Here is a 17,625-nt window from a genome sequence, read left to right as displayed (position 1 = left end):
CCGTACTCTCACGCGGTCAAACGTGTTCCAACAAAGATGAACACTAGCGCGTAGCGGGCAGCTGTGGAAGGAACGGGGGCACGGCGACGCCTCAGGCGGAGGCGATCTTCAGCTCCACCCAGCCGGTCTCGGTCAGGTGGTGCAGCACCGCCTGCACCGCGTCCGGGACGCTCAGGTCGGTGGTGTCGAGCACCAGGTCGGCGTCGGTCGGCTCCTCGTACGGGTCGTCGATGCCGGTCATCCCGGTGAGCAGGCCCGCCCGTGCCCGCGCGTACAGGCCCTTGCGGTCCCGCCGCTCGCACACCTCCAGCGGGGTGGCGACGTGCACCAGCACGAAACCCGCACCGGCGGCCAGGGCCATCTCACGGGCAGTGGCGCGGGCGGCCGCGTACGGGGCGATCGGGCAGCAGATGCCCACCCCGTGGTGCCGGGCGACCTCGGCGGCCACCCAGCCGATCCGTCGGACGTTGAGATCCCGGTCGGCCTTGCTGAAGCCCAGCCCGGCGGAGAGTTCCCGCCGCACCACGTCCCCGTCGAGCAGTGTCACCGTCCGGTCACCGCTCTCGCGCAACGCGTCCGCCAACCCTCGGGCGATCGTCGACTTGCCGGAACCGGAGAGGCCGGTCATGAAGACCACCAGCCCCCGGTGCCGGCGCGGCGGCCGGGCCCGGGCCAGCTCCCTCGCCACGGCTGGCGGGGTGTGCCACTCCGGCAACGGGAAACCCCGGTCGAGCAGGTCGTCGATCTCCTGCTGGGTCAACGCGAGCCGGCGGTTGCGCGGTGGGATGTCCTCCCGCCAGCGCCACTGCCCGTCCCGGTTGTCGTACGCCAGCTCGCGCGGCACCAGCACCCGCAGCCCGGCACCGGAGAGCATCTCGCCGGTGGAGAGCAGGTGGGTGACCCCGTACGAGGCGGAGACCCGGGCGCGCAGCAGCGCGTCGCTGATCTCCTCCTGTCGGTGCGACAACGGCACCGCGACCAGGGTGGCGGGCGGCATCCGGTCGCGGGCGGCGAAGACGGCGCGTACCAGCGCCTCCGGCGGGAGCCCGCCGACGCCACCCTCACCGACCGGGATCATCACGAGCAGGTGCGCGGCCAGGGTGCGGGCGGCATGGGCGATCTGGGCGAGCTGCGGACGATGCAGCGGCCGATCGGCGATGACGCCGAGCACCCGGCCCGGGGGCAGCAGCGCGCGGACCTCTTCCGGGCTGCGGCGCAGCCGTTGGAACGGGCCGTGACCACCGTCGCCCAGTCGCCGGACCTGGCCGCCGACCCCCGCCACGCCCTCGCGGACCGGCCAGACGTCCGCCACGTCCAGGGCAGCCGTCGGGGCGCCCTCGCCGTCGGTGAGCACCAGCGCCCGACGGGCCGGGTCGCGCGGATCGAAACTCTGCGCCAGGGCGGCCGGCACCTGGAGGGTCACCGCGACCTGCCACGGCGAGCCGTCGGCCAGCTGGCCGCGTCGGCTCACCGAGACCAGGTCAGCGCGGGTCATGAAGCCGTTCAGAGGGGCGTACGCGCCGGTCAGCAGCAGCTCCAGATCCGCGAGCTCACCCGGACGCGGCGTGTACGCCGGTGCGTCCCGCAGCACCTCGTCGGGCAGCACCCAGCCGTTGCTCATCCACACCCCCCACTCGCTGACCGGCACACAGTTTCGCAGCCGACCGCCGATCGGTCGAGGGCGCCACTCCACGACCTCGACGGGCGGGAGCACCGCCGGATCCACCCGCCCTCACTGACGACTGCCCGATTACTGTCCGTTGAACGGAACGTGAATCGTCCCACCCCCGATGGGCTTTTTTCGAGGCGGGGTGGCGCCGGGCGCCGGACTGCGGAAAAACCTCCCCAGCAGCAGGGCAGGGGACCTTAGGGGTCCGCTACGCCAAGGATCAGGGAAGCGCCGGGGGCGCGCCGGTGTCTCAGGCAGGCCCGCACTCCCTACGCTGGGCACCGTGACACTGATCGCGACCCAGTCGCTCACCAAGACGTACGGAGGTCGGGTCACCGCGCTCGCCGACCTCACCGTCGCCGTCGAGCCCGGGATCATCGGCCTGGTGGGCGCGAACGGCGCCGGTAAATCCACCTTGATCAAGATTCTGCTCGGCCTGATCGCACCAACCAGCGGTCAGGTCTCGGTGCTCGGCATCGACCCGACCGCAGACCCGGCGGCTGTCCGCAACCGGGTCGGCTACATGCCGGAGCACGACTGCCTCCCACCGGACCTGTCCGCCGCCGAACTGGTCACCCATCTTGGCCGGATGAGCGGCCTGCCCCGCACCGCGGCTCGCGAGCGGGCCTCGGAGGCGCTGCGGCACGTGGGGCTCTATGAGGAGCGCTACCGCCCGGTCGGTGGCTACTCGACCGGCATGAAGCAGCGGGTCAAGCTGGCCCAGGCGCTGGTGCACGACCCCGACCTGCTGCTGCTCGACGAGCCGACCAACGGCCTGGACCCGGCCGGCCGCGACGCCATGCTGGCCCTGGTGCACCGGATCGGCACCGAGTTCGGCATCTCCGTGCTGGTCTGCTCGCACCTGCTCGGGGAGGTGGAGCGGATCTGCGACACGTTGATCGCCATCGACGGCGGCAAACTGCTGCGCGCCGACCACATCTCCGCGATGACCTCGGCCACCGACGTGCTCGCCGTCGAGGTGAGCGAGGGCACCGAGGAGCTCGCCGCCCGGCTCGCCGAGCTCAAACTGCCGGTGGCGCGGGACGGGCGACTGCTCCTCGTGCCACTCGCCGACGACGGCACCTACGACCTGATCCTCGGCGCGGTCGCCGAACTGGACCTGCCACTGCACCGACTGGACCAGCGCCGGCACCGGGTGGCCGAACTCTTCGCCACGAGGGAGCTCTCCCATGCCTGAGCCGACCGCAGCCGCCGTGCGCCCCGCGCCGGCAGGCGTCATCCACGACATCGGCTACCAGCGCTACGAGGGCCCGAGGCTGGGCCGCCGGCAGGTCTTCGGCGCCCTCTACCTGCACGGGCTGCGCACCGCGTTCGGGTTCGGGCGCAGCGCCAAGGCCAAGATCTTCCCGTGGCTGGTGGTCGGCATCGTCTCCCTGGTCGCGGTGGCCCTGGCCGCGGTACGCAGCCAGATCGGCGAGCCGGTCGCCACGTACGCCCAGTTCGCCGACGCGATGAGCTGGCTTGTCATCTTCTTCGTCGCGGTCGTCGCTCCGGAGTTGGTCTCTCGGGACCTGCGCAGCGGTGTGCTGCCGCTGTACTTCTCCCGGCCGCTGCCGCGCAGCGACTACGCGCTGGCGAAGCTGCTGGCGCTGGTCACCGCCCTCTGGCTGCTGCTCGGCGGGCCACAGCTGCTGATGTTCCTGGGTGCCGCCTTCACCACCAAGCAGGGCATGCGCGGGGTGTGGAACGAGCTGCTCGACCTGCTGCCCGGGCTGCTCTACGCCGGGCTGTGGGCGGTGGTCTTCGCCTCGGTCGGGCTGCTGGTCGCCTCGCTGACCGGCAAGCGCGCCTTCGCCGCTGGTGGGGTGGTGGCGGTCTTCCTGATGACCACCCCGATCGTCGGGGTGCTGAGCATCCTGCCGTCGCGCGCCGCCAACGAGCTGGCTGGGCTGGCCTCGCCCTCCACGCTGGTGCAGGGGGTGGGCATCTGGTCGCTGGGTGACCTGCTGGTCGAGGGCGATCCGGGCGAGATGATGATCGGCGGGTTTGGCCCGGTCTACGCCCTGGCCGCGGTGCTGTTGGTCGCCGGCGCGACCGCCCTCCTGCTGGCTCGCTACCGGAAGGTCGCCTCCTGATGAGCACGCTGAGCCTGACCGGGGTGTCCCGGTGGTACGGCAACGTGGTCGCGGTCAACGACATCAGCATGGCCCTGGGGCCGGGCGTGACCGGGCTGCTCGGCCCGAACGGCGCCGGCAAGACCACCCTGCTGCACATGATGGCCGGTTTCCTGTCCCCGTCACGCGGCACGGTCACGCTCGACGACGAGCCGACCTGGCGCAACCCCGACGTCTACCGGCGGCTGGGGCTGGTCAGCGAGCGGGAGGCGGTGCAGGGCTTCCTCACCGCGTACGAGTTCGTGCATGCCAGCGCGAAGCTGCACCGGCTGCCCGACCCGGCGGCGGCGGCCCGGCGGGCGATCGACCTGGTGGAGCTGGAGTCGGCGCAGGACCGCCGGATCGGCACGTACTCCAAGGGCATGCGACAGCGGGCCCGGGTGGCCGCCGCGATGGTGCACGACCCGCAGGTGCTGTTGCTCGACGAGCCGTTCAACGGGATGGACCCGCGCCAGCGGCTGCACATGATGGAGCTGCTGCACAGCCTGGGCGACGCCGGCCGGACGATCCTGTTCAGCTCGCACATCCTGGAGGAGGTCGAGCAGGTCTCCGGGACGGTGCAGGTGATGGTGGCCGGGCGGTTGGCGGCCTCCGGCGACTTCCGGACCATCCGTCGGTTGATGACCAATCGCCCGCACGTGTTCGCGGTGCGGTCGACGAACGACAGGGCGCTGGCCGTCGCGCTGATCGCCGAGCCGTCGGTGAGCGGAGTCGAGCTGGACCCGACGGGCCTGACCGTGCGCGCCGGTGACTATGGCGCCTTCACCCGGGCGCTACCCCGGATCGCGCTCAAGCAAGGCATCCGGGTGCGCCAGCTGGTGCCGTCCGACGAGTCTCTGGAGAGCGTCTTCTCCTACCTCGTGGAGGCCTGACCAGTGAGTGCGAGGAGTGCACGAGCGCAGCGAGTGAGCCCCGCAGTCACGAACGAAAGAAGCTGACATGTCGACCATTACCTGGATCACCGCACGCGGGCTGTTCGGCCGGCGTCGGTTCCTGCTGCTGCTCCCGTTGCCGTTGGTGCTGCTCGGGCTGGCAGTGCTCTGCCGGTCGCTGGGGGTGGACCCGGGCGAGTGGGGGCCTCCGGTGCTGGTCGGCCTCGGGCTGGCCGTGGTGCTGCCGGTGGTCGCGCTGATCATCGGCACCGGCGTGCTGGGCGCCGAGATCGACGACGGCACTGTGGTGCACATCCTGACCAAGCCGCTGCCGCGCTGGCAGATCGTGCTGCCGAAGCTCGCGGTGGCCGCCGGGGTCACCGCGGCCACCGTGGTGGTGCCGCTCTACGTCGCGGGCGTGCTGGCCGCTTCGGTACGCCTCGGACTGGCACTGGCGGTCGCTGCGGCGCTCGGCGCGCTGGCGTACTCGGCGTTGTTCCTCGCGCTCAGCCTGGTCACCAGGCGGCCGGTGCTGCTCGGCCTGGTCTACGTGCTGATCTGGGAGGGGCTGCTGGGCAACTTCGTCAGCGGCACCAAGGTGCTGTCCATCCAGCAGTACGTGATCGCCCTCGCCGACCGGCTCGCCCCCACCGGGCTGCTGGAGACCACCGTGTCGGTGCCGGTGGCGTCGGTGATGACCGCTCTGGTCAGCGTCGGTTTCACAGTGCTGGCCATCGACCGTCTGCGCTCGTTCAGCGTGGCCGGCGAGACGAGCTGACACCGGTGCGAAGCGCTGTTCCGGCCAGCCCCCGCCTGGCGGTAGGGCTGGCCGGATGGACCGGTCAGGCCACCTCAGGCCAGGCTGATGGGCGTGAGCGTCGAAGCGGAGCAGACGTCGTTGGCTGAGCCGTACTCCCGGAGCAGCCGGCCATGGCTGACCAGTCTGGCCGTCGCCGGGCTGGCCTGCGCCACGGTCGCCACGGCCGCTCAGGGCACCGGCCAGTTCCACTGGTGGGCCGTGTTCATCCTGATCCCGGCCGCCCTGATCGCGGCCAGCGGCGGGCCGTTGCTGGCCCGGGGTGGTGGCCGGGCGTTCGCCGGTTACATGCTCGCCTGCATCGGCACCCTGGTGTTCGCGGTGGGCGCGCTGCTGATGTTCGGCGTGATGGGGCGGGGTTGGCCGCTGCTGGTGGTGTTGCCCTGTCTTGCGGTCGCCGGCACCTACTACTGGCGGGCGGCCCACCCGCTGGCCCGTGGCCTGCACCGGGCGGTGGCCCTGCTCGCGCTGACCGGCGCCCTGCTCGGTCTGACGCTGCAACTGATCCGGGTGGACCTGATCGACCTGGAGACCGGCTGGTGGGGTGCGTTCCTGATGCTGGCCGGGGCCATCGTGCTGGGCAACGCGGGCGAGCTGACCCGGCACCGGATGCCGTACCGCCTCCAGGCGATCACCCTGCTGGTGGGGCCCGCGGTGGTCGCGTTCCTGCTCGGGCTGCGCTTCCTGCGCGGTTGGTGACACCGGTCCGCCGCCGCCCCGGGGGGTGGGCGGCGGCGGACACGGGTCAGAAGGCGCAGGCGATCACGAGCTCCGGGGTGCGGTCGGGGAGCAGGTCGAGCTTGCCGATCCGGCCGGCTGCCCGCAGGTCGTCGGCGACCAGGGTGAGCTGTTCCAGGAGCGCCGCCGGGCCGAGCGCCTCGGCCAGCGGCACCTCCGCCCTCATCGACAGCTTCCGCTCCGACTTGGCCCGCCGCACCTGGCTCAACGCGTCGCCGGCGAGGCGCAGCAGCGCCGGGTCACCCGACCCCTCGATCGTCCGGGCCACCTCGTAGGTGGTGGGCCACGGCGCACGGTGCACCGAGCCGTACCGCCACCACGACCAGACCTCCTCGGTCACGTACGGCAGGAACGGGGCGAACAGTCGCAGCTGCACCGACAGCGCCGAGGCCAGCGCCGCCCGCGCCGAGTCGGCCCCCGCACCGGTGCCATAGGCGCGTTCCTTGACCAGCTCGATGTAGTCGTCGCAGAACCGCCAGAAGAACGCCTCGGTGGCCTGCAACGCCGCCGTGTGGTCGTACGAGTCGAAGGCGGTGCTGGCGGCGGTGACCACGGTGGCCAGCTCGGCGAGCATGGCCCGGTCCAGTGCAGTGGTCGCCGGTGCGCGTAGCGCGTCCGCCGCACCCAGCCCGAGCGCGAACTTGGACGCGTTGAGCAGCTTGGTTGCCAGCCGCCGGCCGATCTTGATCTGTGCCGGGTCGTAGGCCAGGTCCATGCCGGGCTTGCCGCTGGCCGCCCAGTAGCGCACCGCGTCCGAGCCGTGCTGCTCCAACAGCGCCAGCGGGGTGACCACGTTGCCCTTGGACTTGGCCATCTTCTTGTGGTCCGGGTCGAGGATCCAGCCGGAGAGCACGGTGTCCCGCCAGGGCAGCACCCCGTGCTCGAAGTGCGAGCGAACCACTGTGTCGAAGAGCCAGGTCCGGATGATCTCCTGCCCCTGGGGGCGGAGGTCCATCGGGAAGACCGTGGCGAACAGGTCCGGGTCGGTCTCCCAGCCGCCGACGATCTGCGGGGTCAACGACGAGGTGGCCCAGGTGTCCAACACGTCCGGGTCGCCGATGAAGCCACCCGGACGGCCGCGCTGCGACTCGTCGTAGCCGGGCGCCGGATCGCTGGATGGATCGACTGGCAGCGCGGACTCGTCCGGCGTGAGAGGGTGGGACCAGTCCGGCTCGCCAGTGTCGTCGAGCCGGTACCAGACCGGCACCGGCACCCCGAAGAAGCGCTGGCGACTGACCAGCCAGTCCCCGGTCAGGCCACCCACCCAGTTGTCGTAGCGGTGCTTCATGTGCCCCGGCACCCAGTGCAGCTCCTCGCCCCGGGCCAGCAGCGTCGCCCGCAGCTCGGCATCCCGGCCGCCGTTGCGCAGATACCACTGTCGAGTCGAGACGATCTCCAGTGGCCGGTCGCCGCGTTCGTAGAACTTGACCGGGTGGGTGATCGGGCGCGGCTCACCGATCAGGTCACCCACGTCGGCCAGCATCCCGACGATCTCCCGGCGGGCGCCGTTGACGGTCTGCCCGGCCAGCGCCGCGTACGGCTGGGCCGGCACCCCGGCCGGCGGGTCGGGCAGCAGCCGGCCGTCCCGGCCGATCACCACCCGGGTGTCCAGTCGCAGCTCACGCCACCAGGTCACGTCGGTCAGGTCACCGAACGTGCAGACCATCGCGACGCCGGTGCCCTTGGCGGGGTCGGCGAGTGGGTGGGCATACACCGGCACCTCGACGGCGAACAACGGGCTGCGCACCGTGCCGCCCACCAGGTCGGCGTACCGCTCGTCGTCGGGGTGACAGACCAGCGCCACACAGGCCGGCAGCAGCTCGGGTCGGGTGGTGTCGATGAGCACCTCCCGCCCGTCGGGCGTGGCGAACCGCAGCCGGTGGTACGCGCCGGGGCGCTCCCGGTCCTCCAACTCCGCCTGGGCGACCGCGGTGGCGAAGCCGACGTCCCAGAGCGTCGGTGCCTCCGACTGGTACGCCTCGCCCCGCAGCAGGTTGCGCACGAAGGCACGCTGACTGGTGGCCCGGGCGACCCGGCCGATCGTCGTGTAGGTCAACGACCAGTCCACCGAGAGCCCGAGCCGCCGCCACAACGCCTCGAACACCTGCTCGTCGGTGACCGTCAGTCGTTCGCACAGCTCGATGAAGTTGCGTCGGGAGATCGGGGTGGGGTCACGGCGGGCCGCGTCGTCGACCGGGGCCGCCGGTGGCCGCCACACCGGGTCGTACGCCAGCGCCGGATCGCAGCGCACCCCGTACACGTTCTGCACGCGCCGCTCGGTGGGCAGGCCGTTGTCGTCCCAGCCCATCGGGTAGAAGACTGCCTTGCCGCGCATCCGCTGGTAGCGCGCGACGGTGTCGGTGTGCGTGTACGAGAAGACGTGCCCCATGTGCAACTCGCCCGATACGGTCGGCGGTGGGGTGTCGATGGCGTACACGTCCTTGCGCTCCTTCTTCGAGCGGTCGAACGCGTACGTGCCCTCCTCCTGCCAGCGGCGTGCCCAGCTCTCCTCGAGCCCGTCCAGGGTCGGACGCTCGGGAACGCCGGCGCGGGCCGTCCTCGCCGTTTCGGTCATCATGCGATCGTAGGCACCTCCCGGGTGCCCGGCCACGTAGTTGCCGCCGAACACACCGGCGGGCAGACGGGTGGGCGTCGACCGGGGACAGGCAGTCAGATCAGCGAGTCGCGCCACTGCCGGTGCAGGGCCGCGTACCGGCCGTCGGCCTCGGCCAGCACGGCGGGCGGGCCGTCCTCGACGACCTTGCCGTCGTCGAGGACCAGCACCCGGTCGGCGGTTTCCACAGTGGAGAGCCGGTGCGCGATCACCAGGGCGGTGCGGTCGCGCAGGATGGTGCCGAGGGCCCGCTGCACCAGCCGCTCGGTCGGCACGTCCAGCGACGACGTGGCCTCGTCCAGGATCAGCACTGCCGGGTCGGCCAGGAAGGCCCGGGCGAACGCGACGAGCTGCCGTTGCCCGGCGGAGAGTCGGCCGCCGCGCCGGTGCACCTGGGTGGCGTACCCCTCGGGCAGCGCCGAGATGAAGCTGTGCGCGCCGATCGCCCGCGCCGCGGCCTGGACCTCGGCGTCGTCCGCGCCCGGGCGACCGAACCGGATGTTCTCCGCGACGGTCCCACTGAACAGGTGGTTCTCCTGCGTCACCAGCACCACCGCCCGGCGCAGGTCAGCGTCGCGCACGTCGCGCAGGTCGACCCCGTCCAGCCGTACCGTGCCGGTGTCCGGGTCGTGGAACCGGGCGACCAGCTTGGCGATGGTCGACTTGCCGGCGCCGGTCGGCCCGATCAGCGCCACGGTCTGCCCGGCGGGCACGGTCAGCTCCAGCTCGGCGAGGATCGGGGTGTCCGGGCGGTAGCCGAAGGACACCGCCCGGAAGGTCAGCTCGCCGCGGCCGGGGCCGGTCGGCAGCGGGGTGGGTCGGGCCGGCTCGGCGACGGCCGGTCGTTCGTCGAGCACCCCGGCCAGCTTCTCCAGAGCCGCGGTGGCCGACTGGAGCGAGTTGTAGAACTGGCTCAGCTCCTGCATCGGCTCGAAGAAGCGGCGCAGGTAGAGCAGGAACGCGGCGAGCACTCCAACCTCGGTCTGCCCGCCGAGCACCCGCCAACCGCCGTAGCAGAGCACCACCGCCACTGTGACGTTGCCGATCAGCTTGATCGCGGGCGAGTACGTGGCGATCAGCCGGAACGCGTGCAGGCTGGTGCGGCGGTAGTCGTCGCCGAGCGCCACGAAGATGCGTTGGTTGCGCGGCTCCCGGCGGAACGCCTGCACCGCCCGGATGCCCCGCATCGACTCGACGAAATGCACGATGACCAGCGCTACAGCGTCCCGGGTCCGCCGGTACGCGCTGGCCGAGGACCGGGCGAACCAGCGGGAGAGCCAGAACAGGAACGGGAAGGCGAGCAGCGTCACGGCGGCCAGCGGCAGGTCCAGCCAGAGCAGGATGGCGGCCACCGACAGGATGGACAGCCCGGCCAGCACCAGGCTGTCGATCCCGCCGTCGACCAGCTCGGCGATCGAGTCCAGGTCACTGGTGAGCCGGGAGACCATCCGGCCGGAGGTGTAGCGCTCGTGGAAGCCCACCGACAGCCGCAGGAAGTGCCCGAACACCTTCTGCCGCAGGTCCAGCAGGACGGCCTGGCCGATGCGCGCGGAGAGGGTGAGGAATCCGCGACGGGCCGCGTACTCGGTCACCGAGGCCGCCGCGAACGCCCCGGCGACGGCGACCAGCGGGCCGGGGTCGCCGGCCCGCAGCGGCGGGATGGCCCGGTCGATGCCGATCATGACCAGGTACGGGCCGGCCATCGCTGCGGCGTTCTGGGCCAGCAGGAGGCCGACCGCGACGGCGAGTCGCCCCCGGTGCGGGCGGAGCAGGTCGGCCAGCAGGACCCGGCTGAGCCGGCGTAGCCGGGTTACCGCCTCGGGCGCGGTGTCCTCGGCCCGGCTCCGGTCGGCCTCCGGGTCGGTGGCGGTTCCGCGCCAGCGGGTGAGTTCGGGCTCCTCCTCGGGCGGTGGGTCGGCCTGCTTCGGGACGGTCACGAGTGCACCAGCCCCCAGCCGTCCGAGGCGGACGGGCTCGACCCGGTGGCTCCGGACGCCGGTGGGTTCCCGGCGGGCGGCTCGCCGGTCCTGGGTGGCGGTTCGGCGGCGAGCAGCGCCCGGTAGGCCGGCATTGTGGCGAGCAGCTCGGAGTGCCGGCCGATCGCGGTGATCCGGCCGTCCTGGAGCAGCGCCACCCGGTCGGCCAGCGCGATCGTCGACGGCCGGTGCACGACCAACAGCGCGGTGCTGTCGCGCAGGACCCGACGCAGCGCCGCCTCGACCAGTGCCTCGGTGTGCACGTCGAGCGCGGACAGCGGGTCGTCCAACACCAGCACCGGCGGCCGGCCGAGCACGGCGCGCGCCAACGCGAGCCGCTGCCGTTGCCCGCCGGAGAGGGACAGCCCCTGCTCACCCACGCGGGTGGCCAACCCCCACGGCAGGTCGTACGCGAAGTCGGCCTGAGCCAGCGCGAGAGCGGCGCGTACGTCGTCGTCGCCGGCGTCCGGGTGACCCAGGGTGAGGTTCTCGCGGACCGACATGGAGAACAGCGTGGGTTCCTCGAACGCCACCCCGACCAGCCGGCGCAGCGAGGCCAGTCGCAGCTCGCGCAGGTCGTGCCCGTCCAGGGTGATCCGGCCGGCGGTGACGTCGTGCAGCCGCGGCACCAGGGACAGCAGGGTGCTCTTGCCGGACCCGGTGGCCCCGACCAGGGCCAGCGTCTCACCCGGCTCGATGGTCAGGTCGATCTCGTGCAGCACCGGCGCGGCGGCACCCGGGTAGCTGAACGCCACACGCTCGAAGCGGAGCCGCCCGTGGACCGCGTCGCGGGGGAGCGCGAGCGCGCCGGGGGAGTCCACGATCCGGGGTGGGGTGTCCAGCACCTCCTGGATCCGGTCGGCGGCGGTGGCGGCCTCCTGGCCGTTGGCGATGATCCAACCCAGCGACTGCACCGGCCAGATGAGCATCAGTTGGAGGCTGACGAACGCGACCAGCTCGCCGATGGTGAGCGCGCCTCTGGCGGCGGCGGCCGCCCCGGCCACCAGCACCACGCCCAGGGTCACGTTCGGCACCAGGTCGAGCAACGCCGAGGTGTTGGCAAGCAGCCGACCCTTGCCGACGCCCGTGTCGTGCAGCCTTCGGGCCCCACCGGCGAAGCGGGCGGCCAGTTCGGGCCCCCGGCCGTACGCCTTCATGGTGCGCAGGCCCTGCGCGGTCTCCTCGACCAGGGTCGCCACGTCGCCCTGCTGGTCCTGCATCCGTCGGGACGCGGCGTGGTAGTGCCGCCCGAACCGGCGGCTGATCAGCAGCAGCGGCACCGCGCTGGCCGCCACCAGCACCCCGAGTGCCGCGTGCAGGTTGATCAGCAGCACCACCACGACCACGTAGGTGGTCAGGTTGAGCACCAGGAAGAACACGCCGAAAGAGAGGAACCGGCGGATCACCGACAGGTCGCTGGTGATCCGGGAGAGCAACTGCCCGGACTGCCAGCGGTCGTGGAAACTCGTCGGCAACCGTTGCAGGTGGGCGTAGACGTCGGCGCGCAGCGCCGCCTCCATGCCCACCGCCGAGGAGGACTGCACCCACCGGCGGATGAAGATGAGCACCGCCTCGGCCACGCCGAGCAGCAGCGCCAGGCCCCCGAGCTGGAGCAGCCCGGCAGGTTCGTGGCGGGCCACCGGCCCGTCCACCACCCGCTGCACGACCAGCGGTACGGCGATCCCGGCCGCCGTGCCGGCGAGCCCCGCGAGGAGCAACCAGGCGAACTCGGCCGCGTACGGGCGCAGGTAGGGGCGCAGCCGCCAGAGGTTGTGCACGGGGTGGCTGCCCGCGGCGACCCGGGCGGCCGGGTCGCCGTCGCTCTCCACAGGCACTACCAGACGGTAGCGTCTAACAGGTGTCGATGCCTCTGTCAGCTTGCTGTCAAGCGCCGCTCATGACCGAGAAGCCACTTCTTCACGTCCAGCCCCCAGCGGTAACCGCCGAGCGTCCCGTCGGTGCGGAGCACCCGGTGGCAGGGCACGAACAGTGCCGCCGCGTTCCGGGCGCAGGCGGCTGCGGCGGCCCGCACCGCCGGCGGCCGACCGGCCAGTGCCGCGTACCCGGTGTAGGTGACCGGGGTGCCCGGCGGCACCTCACGCAGCACCTGCCAGGCGTGCGCCATGAACTCGCCGCCGGTGAGCTGACGGACCGGCACCGTGTCGATGGCGGCGAGGTCGCCGTCCAGGTAGGACCGGACTGCCGTGCTCACCGGGCCGAGGTCGGCCAGCTGTCGCAGTGGCGCCCGCAGGGTGGGGTGGACCAGGGGCAGCAGCGCCGCCGGGTCCGGGGTGAAGCCAGCCGCCCGTACGTCGCCGTCCGGGCCGATGAGGATGCTCAGCGGGCCGGTCGGTGTGCTCAGGACGGTGCTGTCGATGCTCATGCCGCTCTCCAGAGTCTGATCGTGGCGTAGGACCGCCAGGGACGCCAACGGTCGGCGTACCCGTCGAGGGTTTGTTGGGTGTCGGGCAGGCCGAGCGCGGCGGCGCCGCGCCGGACCGCGAGGTCGGTGCTGAGCAGGATGTCGGGGTCGCCGAAGGCGCGCATGGCCAGGTAGCTGGCGGTCCACGGGCCGATGCCGGGCAGGGCGAGCAGCCGCCGCACGGCTTCCTCCCGATCCACCCCCGGCGCCAGGTCGACCGTCCCGTCGGTGACGGCCCGCGCCAGCCCCCGCAAGGTCTCCCGCCGCCCCACCGGCATCCCGAACCCGGAGTCCGGCACGCGCAGCAGCTCGTCCGCGCTCAAGAACCCCCGCAGCCCGCCCTCGCCGCGTTGATCATGAGGCTGGCCTGGATTTTGATCTCCATCGGCCTCGTCAACCTCATGATCAACCGGGTCATGGGCGGCCAGGAGGCGGGTCAGGGTCTTTTGGGCTGCGGTTACCGAGATCTGTTGGCCGACGACGGCGCGGACGGCCATTTCGAAGCCGTCCACCGCGCGGGGCACCCGAATGCCGGGCTCGGCGGCGACCGCCGGCGCCAGCGCCGGGTCCGCCGCGAGCGTGCCGTCGATCGCTGCCGGGTCCGCGTCCAGGTCGAGCAGCCGGCGACAGCGGGCCACAGCGGGAGCCAGGTCGCGCAGGTCGGTCAGCCGCAGCGTCGCCGCCACGTGCCCGTCCGCCGGGGTCAGCGCCACCTCGCCGGTGCCGTGTGGCAACCGCAGACCCCGGTGGTACGTCCCGTCGCGAACCTCCTCCACACCGGGCAACGCCCGCACCGTGAGGAAGTCCAGCAGCGCCCGGGCGTGCAGCGGCGGGCGGTACGCCAGCCGGAGCGCGATGGTCCCCGCCCCGACCGCCGCCTGCTGGCGCCCACGGGCCGCGCGCAGGTCGGACGGGGCGCTCGCGTACACCTCGCGGAGCGTGTCGTTGAACTGCCGCACGCTGCCGAAGCCCGCGGCGAACGCGATCTCGGCCATCCCGAGGTCGGTCGTCTCGATCAGGATCCGGGCGGTCTGCGCTCGCTGGGCCCGGGCCAGCGCCAGCGGCCCGGCGCCCATCTCGGCGCTCAGCATCCGGTGCAGGTGCCGTTCGGTGTAGCCCAGACGGGAGGCCAACCCCGGTACGCCATCCCGGTCGATCACCCCGTCCGCGATCAACCGCATCGCCCGGCCGACCACGTCGGCGCGGATGTCCCACTGCGGCGAGCCGGGCGCGGCGTCGGGCCGGCAGCGGCGACAGGCGCGCAGTCCGGCACCCTGCGCCGCGGCGGCGGACGGGAAGAACCGGACGTTCTTCCGCTTCGGCGTGATCGCCGGACAGGACGGCCGGCAGTAGATGCCGGTGGACGTCACGCCGGTGTAGAACCAGCCGTCGAACCGCTGGTCACGGCTGTCCACAGCCCGGTAACACCGCTCGAAGTCCATCTCCATGTCACCGATGATGCCCCGCTCGGTGCGTCGTCGGCTGGCGGGAATCGGACCTCGGCGTACGCCCGGCGTGGTCAGCGGCGACGCCGGTGCGGCTGGCCGGACCGGGCGGACTGGCCAGATCGGCTGGGCTGGCCTGCGCGGGCCGGCTGGCCTGCGCGGGTGGGCTGGCCGGACCGGTTGGGTTGGCCGGTCAGCAGGGCCGACCGGAACACGCCGTCCGGGTCGTAGCGCTTCCACAGCCGCCGCACCCGGGCCCCGGTCTCGCCCGGGTAGATCCGGGCGAACGCGGCGGGGTCCGGTCGGCTCTCGAAGTTGACGTACGCGCCGTCGGCGCGGGCACCGACGGCCCGCCAGGCCGCGTCCAACGCCCCGGCGCCCTGCGGCGGGAACACCGACGCGACCACCATCGTGTTCTGGTGGCGATGGGAGTACGCGGTCGCGTCGGGCGCGACGTTGTTGACCGCCCCACCCAACGAGCGGAGTTGGACCACCGCCCGCCCCGGCCCGGTCACCGCGCGCGTCACGGCCCGCGCGCCGGCGTCGTCCAGCCCGGTGAACAGACCGTTGGTGGTCGTGCCCCGCTGCTGCCCGACGTTCGGGTGCAGGTGCGCGGTCGGCACCAGCGTCGGGTAGGGCAGCAGGTCGGTCCGGTGTTCGAGCACCTTGCCGATGGCGAGCAGTGGCTCCACCGCCGGTCGGGCCCGGCGCAGGCTCTCGGCGGCCACCACGGCGGTGATGGACATGAGCACCGAGCGACCCTCGGCGTACACCACGGCGGCCGCGGACAGTTCCCGTGGGGCCTGCGCGAGGTAACTCGTCCACTCCCGGATGGTGCGACCGTCCGGGTGCGCCTCGACGACCAGCTGCGCCACGCCGACGTTGCGCTGCTCGGCCGCCTCGATCTCGAAGGCCACCACGATCCCCGCGCCTGCTCCGGCGCCCCGGACCAGCCAGAACAGCTCCGGCTCGTGCGCGGCGTCGGCGCGCACCAGCGTCCCGTCGGCGAGCACCACCTCGACCGCGCGGACGCGGTCGATGGTGAGGCCGTGGGCGCGGACCAGCCACCCCACACCGCCGCCGGTGGCCAGGCCGCCGACGCCCACGCCGCCGTAGTCACCCGAGCTGACCACCAGGCCGTACGGGGCCAGCGCCTTCGCGACGTTCGCCCAGCGGGCACCGGCCTCGATGCGGACCAGCCCGGCCCGCTCGTCGAGGATCTGCACCCGGTTGAGCATGGACAGGTCGATGACCACGCCACCGTTGTTGGACGACGCCCCGGAGAAGCCGTGCCCGCCGCTGCGGACGGCAATGGGCAGCCGCTGTTCCCGCGCGTACCGGAGCGCGTCGACCACCTGCGCGGTGGTCTTCGGCAGCAGGACGGCGGCCGGCGACGCCGACGTGGTGTACGTCGAGCGCAGTTGCGCGTACCGGCGGTCGCCGGGTGTGACGATCTGCCCCCGGAGGGAATCGGGCACCCGGGCCATGGCGGTGGTCATCGCTGCCCCTGAGCCGCTCGGCCGTCGTGGTCGGTCATGGCCCCAGGATGAGCGGGCATGCCGGCCTCGACAAACTCGGTGGACCGATGCGTCGTGTTCGCCGGCACGCGCGGCGCTCGCCGGTACGGGGAGCGCCGCGCGATGGTGACCGGGATCTCCGACCGACTCCCTGCCCTGCGGCTCACGGAAGTCAATTGCGTCGTGGCACCGCCGGGGCCGGAGATGACCGTGGGGCGGCCGGTCAGGCCGGTGCCGAGACGCCGCCGGCCTGACCGGTCCTGCTCATCTGGACGGGGTCGGACTGACAGTGGGCCGGCCCGGTACGCCGGGCGGGCCTCCCGGAACCGGCGTGACAGTCGGCCGGCCCGGCACGCCGGGCGGGCCTCCCGGAACCGGGGTGACAGTGGGCCGGCCCGGTACGCCGGGTGCGCCTCCCGGAACCGGGGTGACAGTGGGCCGGCCCGGTACGCCGGGCGGGCTCGGCACCGCTGTGGGGTCGGCGGGGCTTGGTGTGACGATCGGCACGCCGGGCGGCGGCCCGGACGGGACGGGGACGGCCGCCGGGCCCGCCGGGCTCGGCACGGCTGGCGGAGGCCTGTCCGATCCGGTCGCGGCCAAGGCGATCGGCGCCGCGATCAGGATCGCCGCGAGCGTGCCCACCGCCCCCATGGTCACCGTGGCGCGGCGTTTGTTGCGAACCCGCCGTTCCGCTCGGTTCAACTGGTCATGCACGATCGGTGCCTCCTCGGCCAGGTCGGTGAGGGTGGAGCGGATGAGGCTCTCGAAGGGATCGATCATCGCCGTACCTCCAGCAACTCGATCTCCGGCAGCAGGTCGCGCAGGCGCTTGACCGCCCGGTGCGTACGGCTGCGGACGGTGCCCACCGAGCAGCCGAGCAGCTCGGCCACCCGGGCTTCGGGCAGGTCCTCGTAGTAGCGCAGGACCACCACCGCCCGCTGCGCCGGTGGCAGGTGGCGCAGCGCGGCACGCATCGCGAGCCGTACGTCGGAGCCACCGCTCGGGTCGGCGTCCACGGGCTCGTCGGCCGGGTTGAGCGGCGTCTCCCGCCGTCGGCGAAGTCGCCGCCACCAGCTGATCTGCTCGCGGTACATCACCACGCGGAGATACCCCTCGGGATCGGCGTGCCGGATGGTCTCCCACTTCGGGATGGTTCGCGCCAACGCCGACTGGAACAGGTCCTCGGCGGCGTTGCGGTCCCCGGTCAGCAGGTACGCGACCCGCATCAACGCCGGTGTCCGGCTGCCGACGAACTCGGCCAGCCGAGCGCGTTCGTCCTCGTCCACCCACCACCCCCGTTTCGTTGTCACCCATACAGACGCCCCAGGTCATCGTCGCTATCCGCGATCCGGGGTGTTTTTCCGGCCCGGAAGTGTCGGTCGTGACGGGTACCGTCCGGCAACCAACTGAAGAAGGGGTG

General features: G+C 72.7%; 14 protein-coding genes. 5 read left to right on the top strand and 9 right to left on the bottom strand.

From position 1 onward, the window contains the following. Positions 1–91: 91 nt before the first annotated feature. Complete coding sequence (cysC, locus tag KBX46_RS29145; RefSeq protein ID WP_210795196.1) at positions 92–1,621, bottom strand: adenylyl-sulfate kinase; 1,530 nt, start codon at positions 1,619–1,621, stop codon at positions 92–94. Between the two features lie 331 nt (positions 1,622–1,952). Here cysC and KBX46_RS29140 point away from each other — a divergent pair, with 331 nt between their 5' ends. The 5 genes from KBX46_RS29140 (at position 1,953) to KBX46_RS29120 (ending at position 6,192) form a co-directional block, all read left to right on the top strand. Next, positions 1,953–2,867 carry an ABC transporter ATP-binding protein gene (locus KBX46_RS29140; RefSeq protein ID WP_088950126.1) on the top strand — a complete coding sequence of 305 codons (915 nt, stop codon included), beginning with the start codon at positions 1,953–1,955 and terminating at the stop codon, positions 2,865–2,867. Then, the gene (locus KBX46_RS29135) at positions 2,860–3,765 is read left to right on the top strand and encodes an ABC transporter permease (RefSeq protein WP_210795153.1); all 906 of its coding nucleotides are present in this window, start codon (positions 2,860–2,862) and stop codon (positions 3,763–3,765) included. The genes KBX46_RS29140 and KBX46_RS29135 overlap by 8 nt, the downstream gene beginning before the upstream one ends. Then, entirely contained in the window at positions 3,765–4,676 is a 912-nt protein-coding gene (locus tag KBX46_RS29130) for an ABC transporter ATP-binding protein (protein WP_088950124.1), read from the top strand. The genes KBX46_RS29135 and KBX46_RS29130 overlap by 1 nt, the downstream gene beginning before the upstream one ends. 67 nt (positions 4,677–4,743) lie before the next feature. Beyond that, a complete protein-coding gene (locus KBX46_RS29125; protein WP_088950123.1) occupies positions 4,744–5,454 on the top strand; it encodes an ABC transporter permease subunit in 711 nt (236 codons plus the stop codon). 87 nt (positions 5,455–5,541) lie between these two features. After that, a complete protein-coding gene (locus KBX46_RS29120) occupies positions 5,542–6,192 on the top strand; it encodes a hypothetical protein (RefSeq protein WP_247671908.1) in 651 nt (216 codons plus the stop codon). A gap of 46 nt (positions 6,193–6,238) precedes the next feature. Here the strand turns inward: KBX46_RS29120 and valS are convergent, their stop codons facing one another. The 8 genes from valS to KBX46_RS29080 form a co-directional block, all read right to left on the bottom strand. Then, on the bottom strand, positions 6,239–8,806 hold the full coding sequence (gene valS, locus KBX46_RS29115; RefSeq protein WP_210795151.1) for a valine--tRNA ligase: 2,568 nt from the start codon (positions 8,804–8,806) through the stop codon (positions 6,239–6,241). 95 nt (positions 8,807–8,901) lie between these two features. After that, on the bottom strand, positions 8,902–10,782 hold the full coding sequence (locus KBX46_RS29110; RefSeq protein WP_210795150.1) for an ABC transporter ATP-binding protein: 1,881 nt from the start codon (positions 10,780–10,782) through the stop codon (positions 8,902–8,904). Beyond that, positions 10,779–12,656 carry an ABC transporter ATP-binding protein gene (locus KBX46_RS29105; RefSeq protein WP_210795148.1) on the bottom strand — a complete coding sequence of 626 codons (1,878 nt, stop codon included), beginning with the start codon at positions 12,654–12,656 and terminating at the stop codon, positions 10,779–10,781. The genes KBX46_RS29110 and KBX46_RS29105 overlap by 4 nt, the downstream gene beginning before the upstream one ends. Positions 12,657–12,694: 38 nt before the next feature. Next, a complete protein-coding gene (locus tag KBX46_RS29100) occupies positions 12,695–13,204 on the bottom strand; it encodes a methylated-DNA--[protein]-cysteine S-methyltransferase (RefSeq protein ID WP_088950119.1) in 510 nt (169 codons plus the stop codon). Beyond that, positions 13,201–14,691 (bottom strand): DNA-3-methyladenine glycosylase 2 family protein, encoded by a 1,491-nt coding sequence (locus KBX46_RS29095; RefSeq protein ID WP_210795146.1) that lies wholly within the window; start codon positions 14,689–14,691, stop codon positions 13,201–13,203. The genes KBX46_RS29100 and KBX46_RS29095 overlap by 4 nt, the downstream gene beginning before the upstream one ends. Before the next feature lie 71 nt (positions 14,692–14,762). Next, positions 14,763–16,187 (bottom strand): FAD-binding oxidoreductase, encoded by a 1,425-nt coding sequence (locus tag KBX46_RS29090; protein WP_210795144.1) that lies wholly within the window; start codon positions 16,185–16,187, stop codon positions 14,763–14,765. Between the two features lie 282 nt (positions 16,188–16,469). Beyond that, complete coding sequence (locus KBX46_RS29085; RefSeq protein ID WP_210795142.1) at positions 16,470–16,985, bottom strand: hypothetical protein; 516 nt, start codon at positions 16,983–16,985, stop codon at positions 16,470–16,472. After that, positions 16,982–17,491: a SigE family RNA polymerase sigma factor gene (locus tag KBX46_RS29080; RefSeq protein WP_210795141.1), complete on the bottom strand. Its 510-nt coding sequence runs from the start codon at positions 17,489–17,491 to the stop codon at positions 16,982–16,984. Before KBX46_RS29080 ends, KBX46_RS29085 begins: the two co-directional genes overlap by 4 nt. Positions 17,492–17,625 lie beyond the last annotated feature (134 nt).

It is taken from the genome of Micromonospora sp. C81, from assembly GCF_018070425.1.
GTDB lineage: Bacteria > Actinomycetota > Actinomycetes > Mycobacteriales > Micromonosporaceae > Micromonospora > Micromonospora zamorensis.
This window is presented reverse-complemented; position numbering and strand designations above follow the sequence as displayed.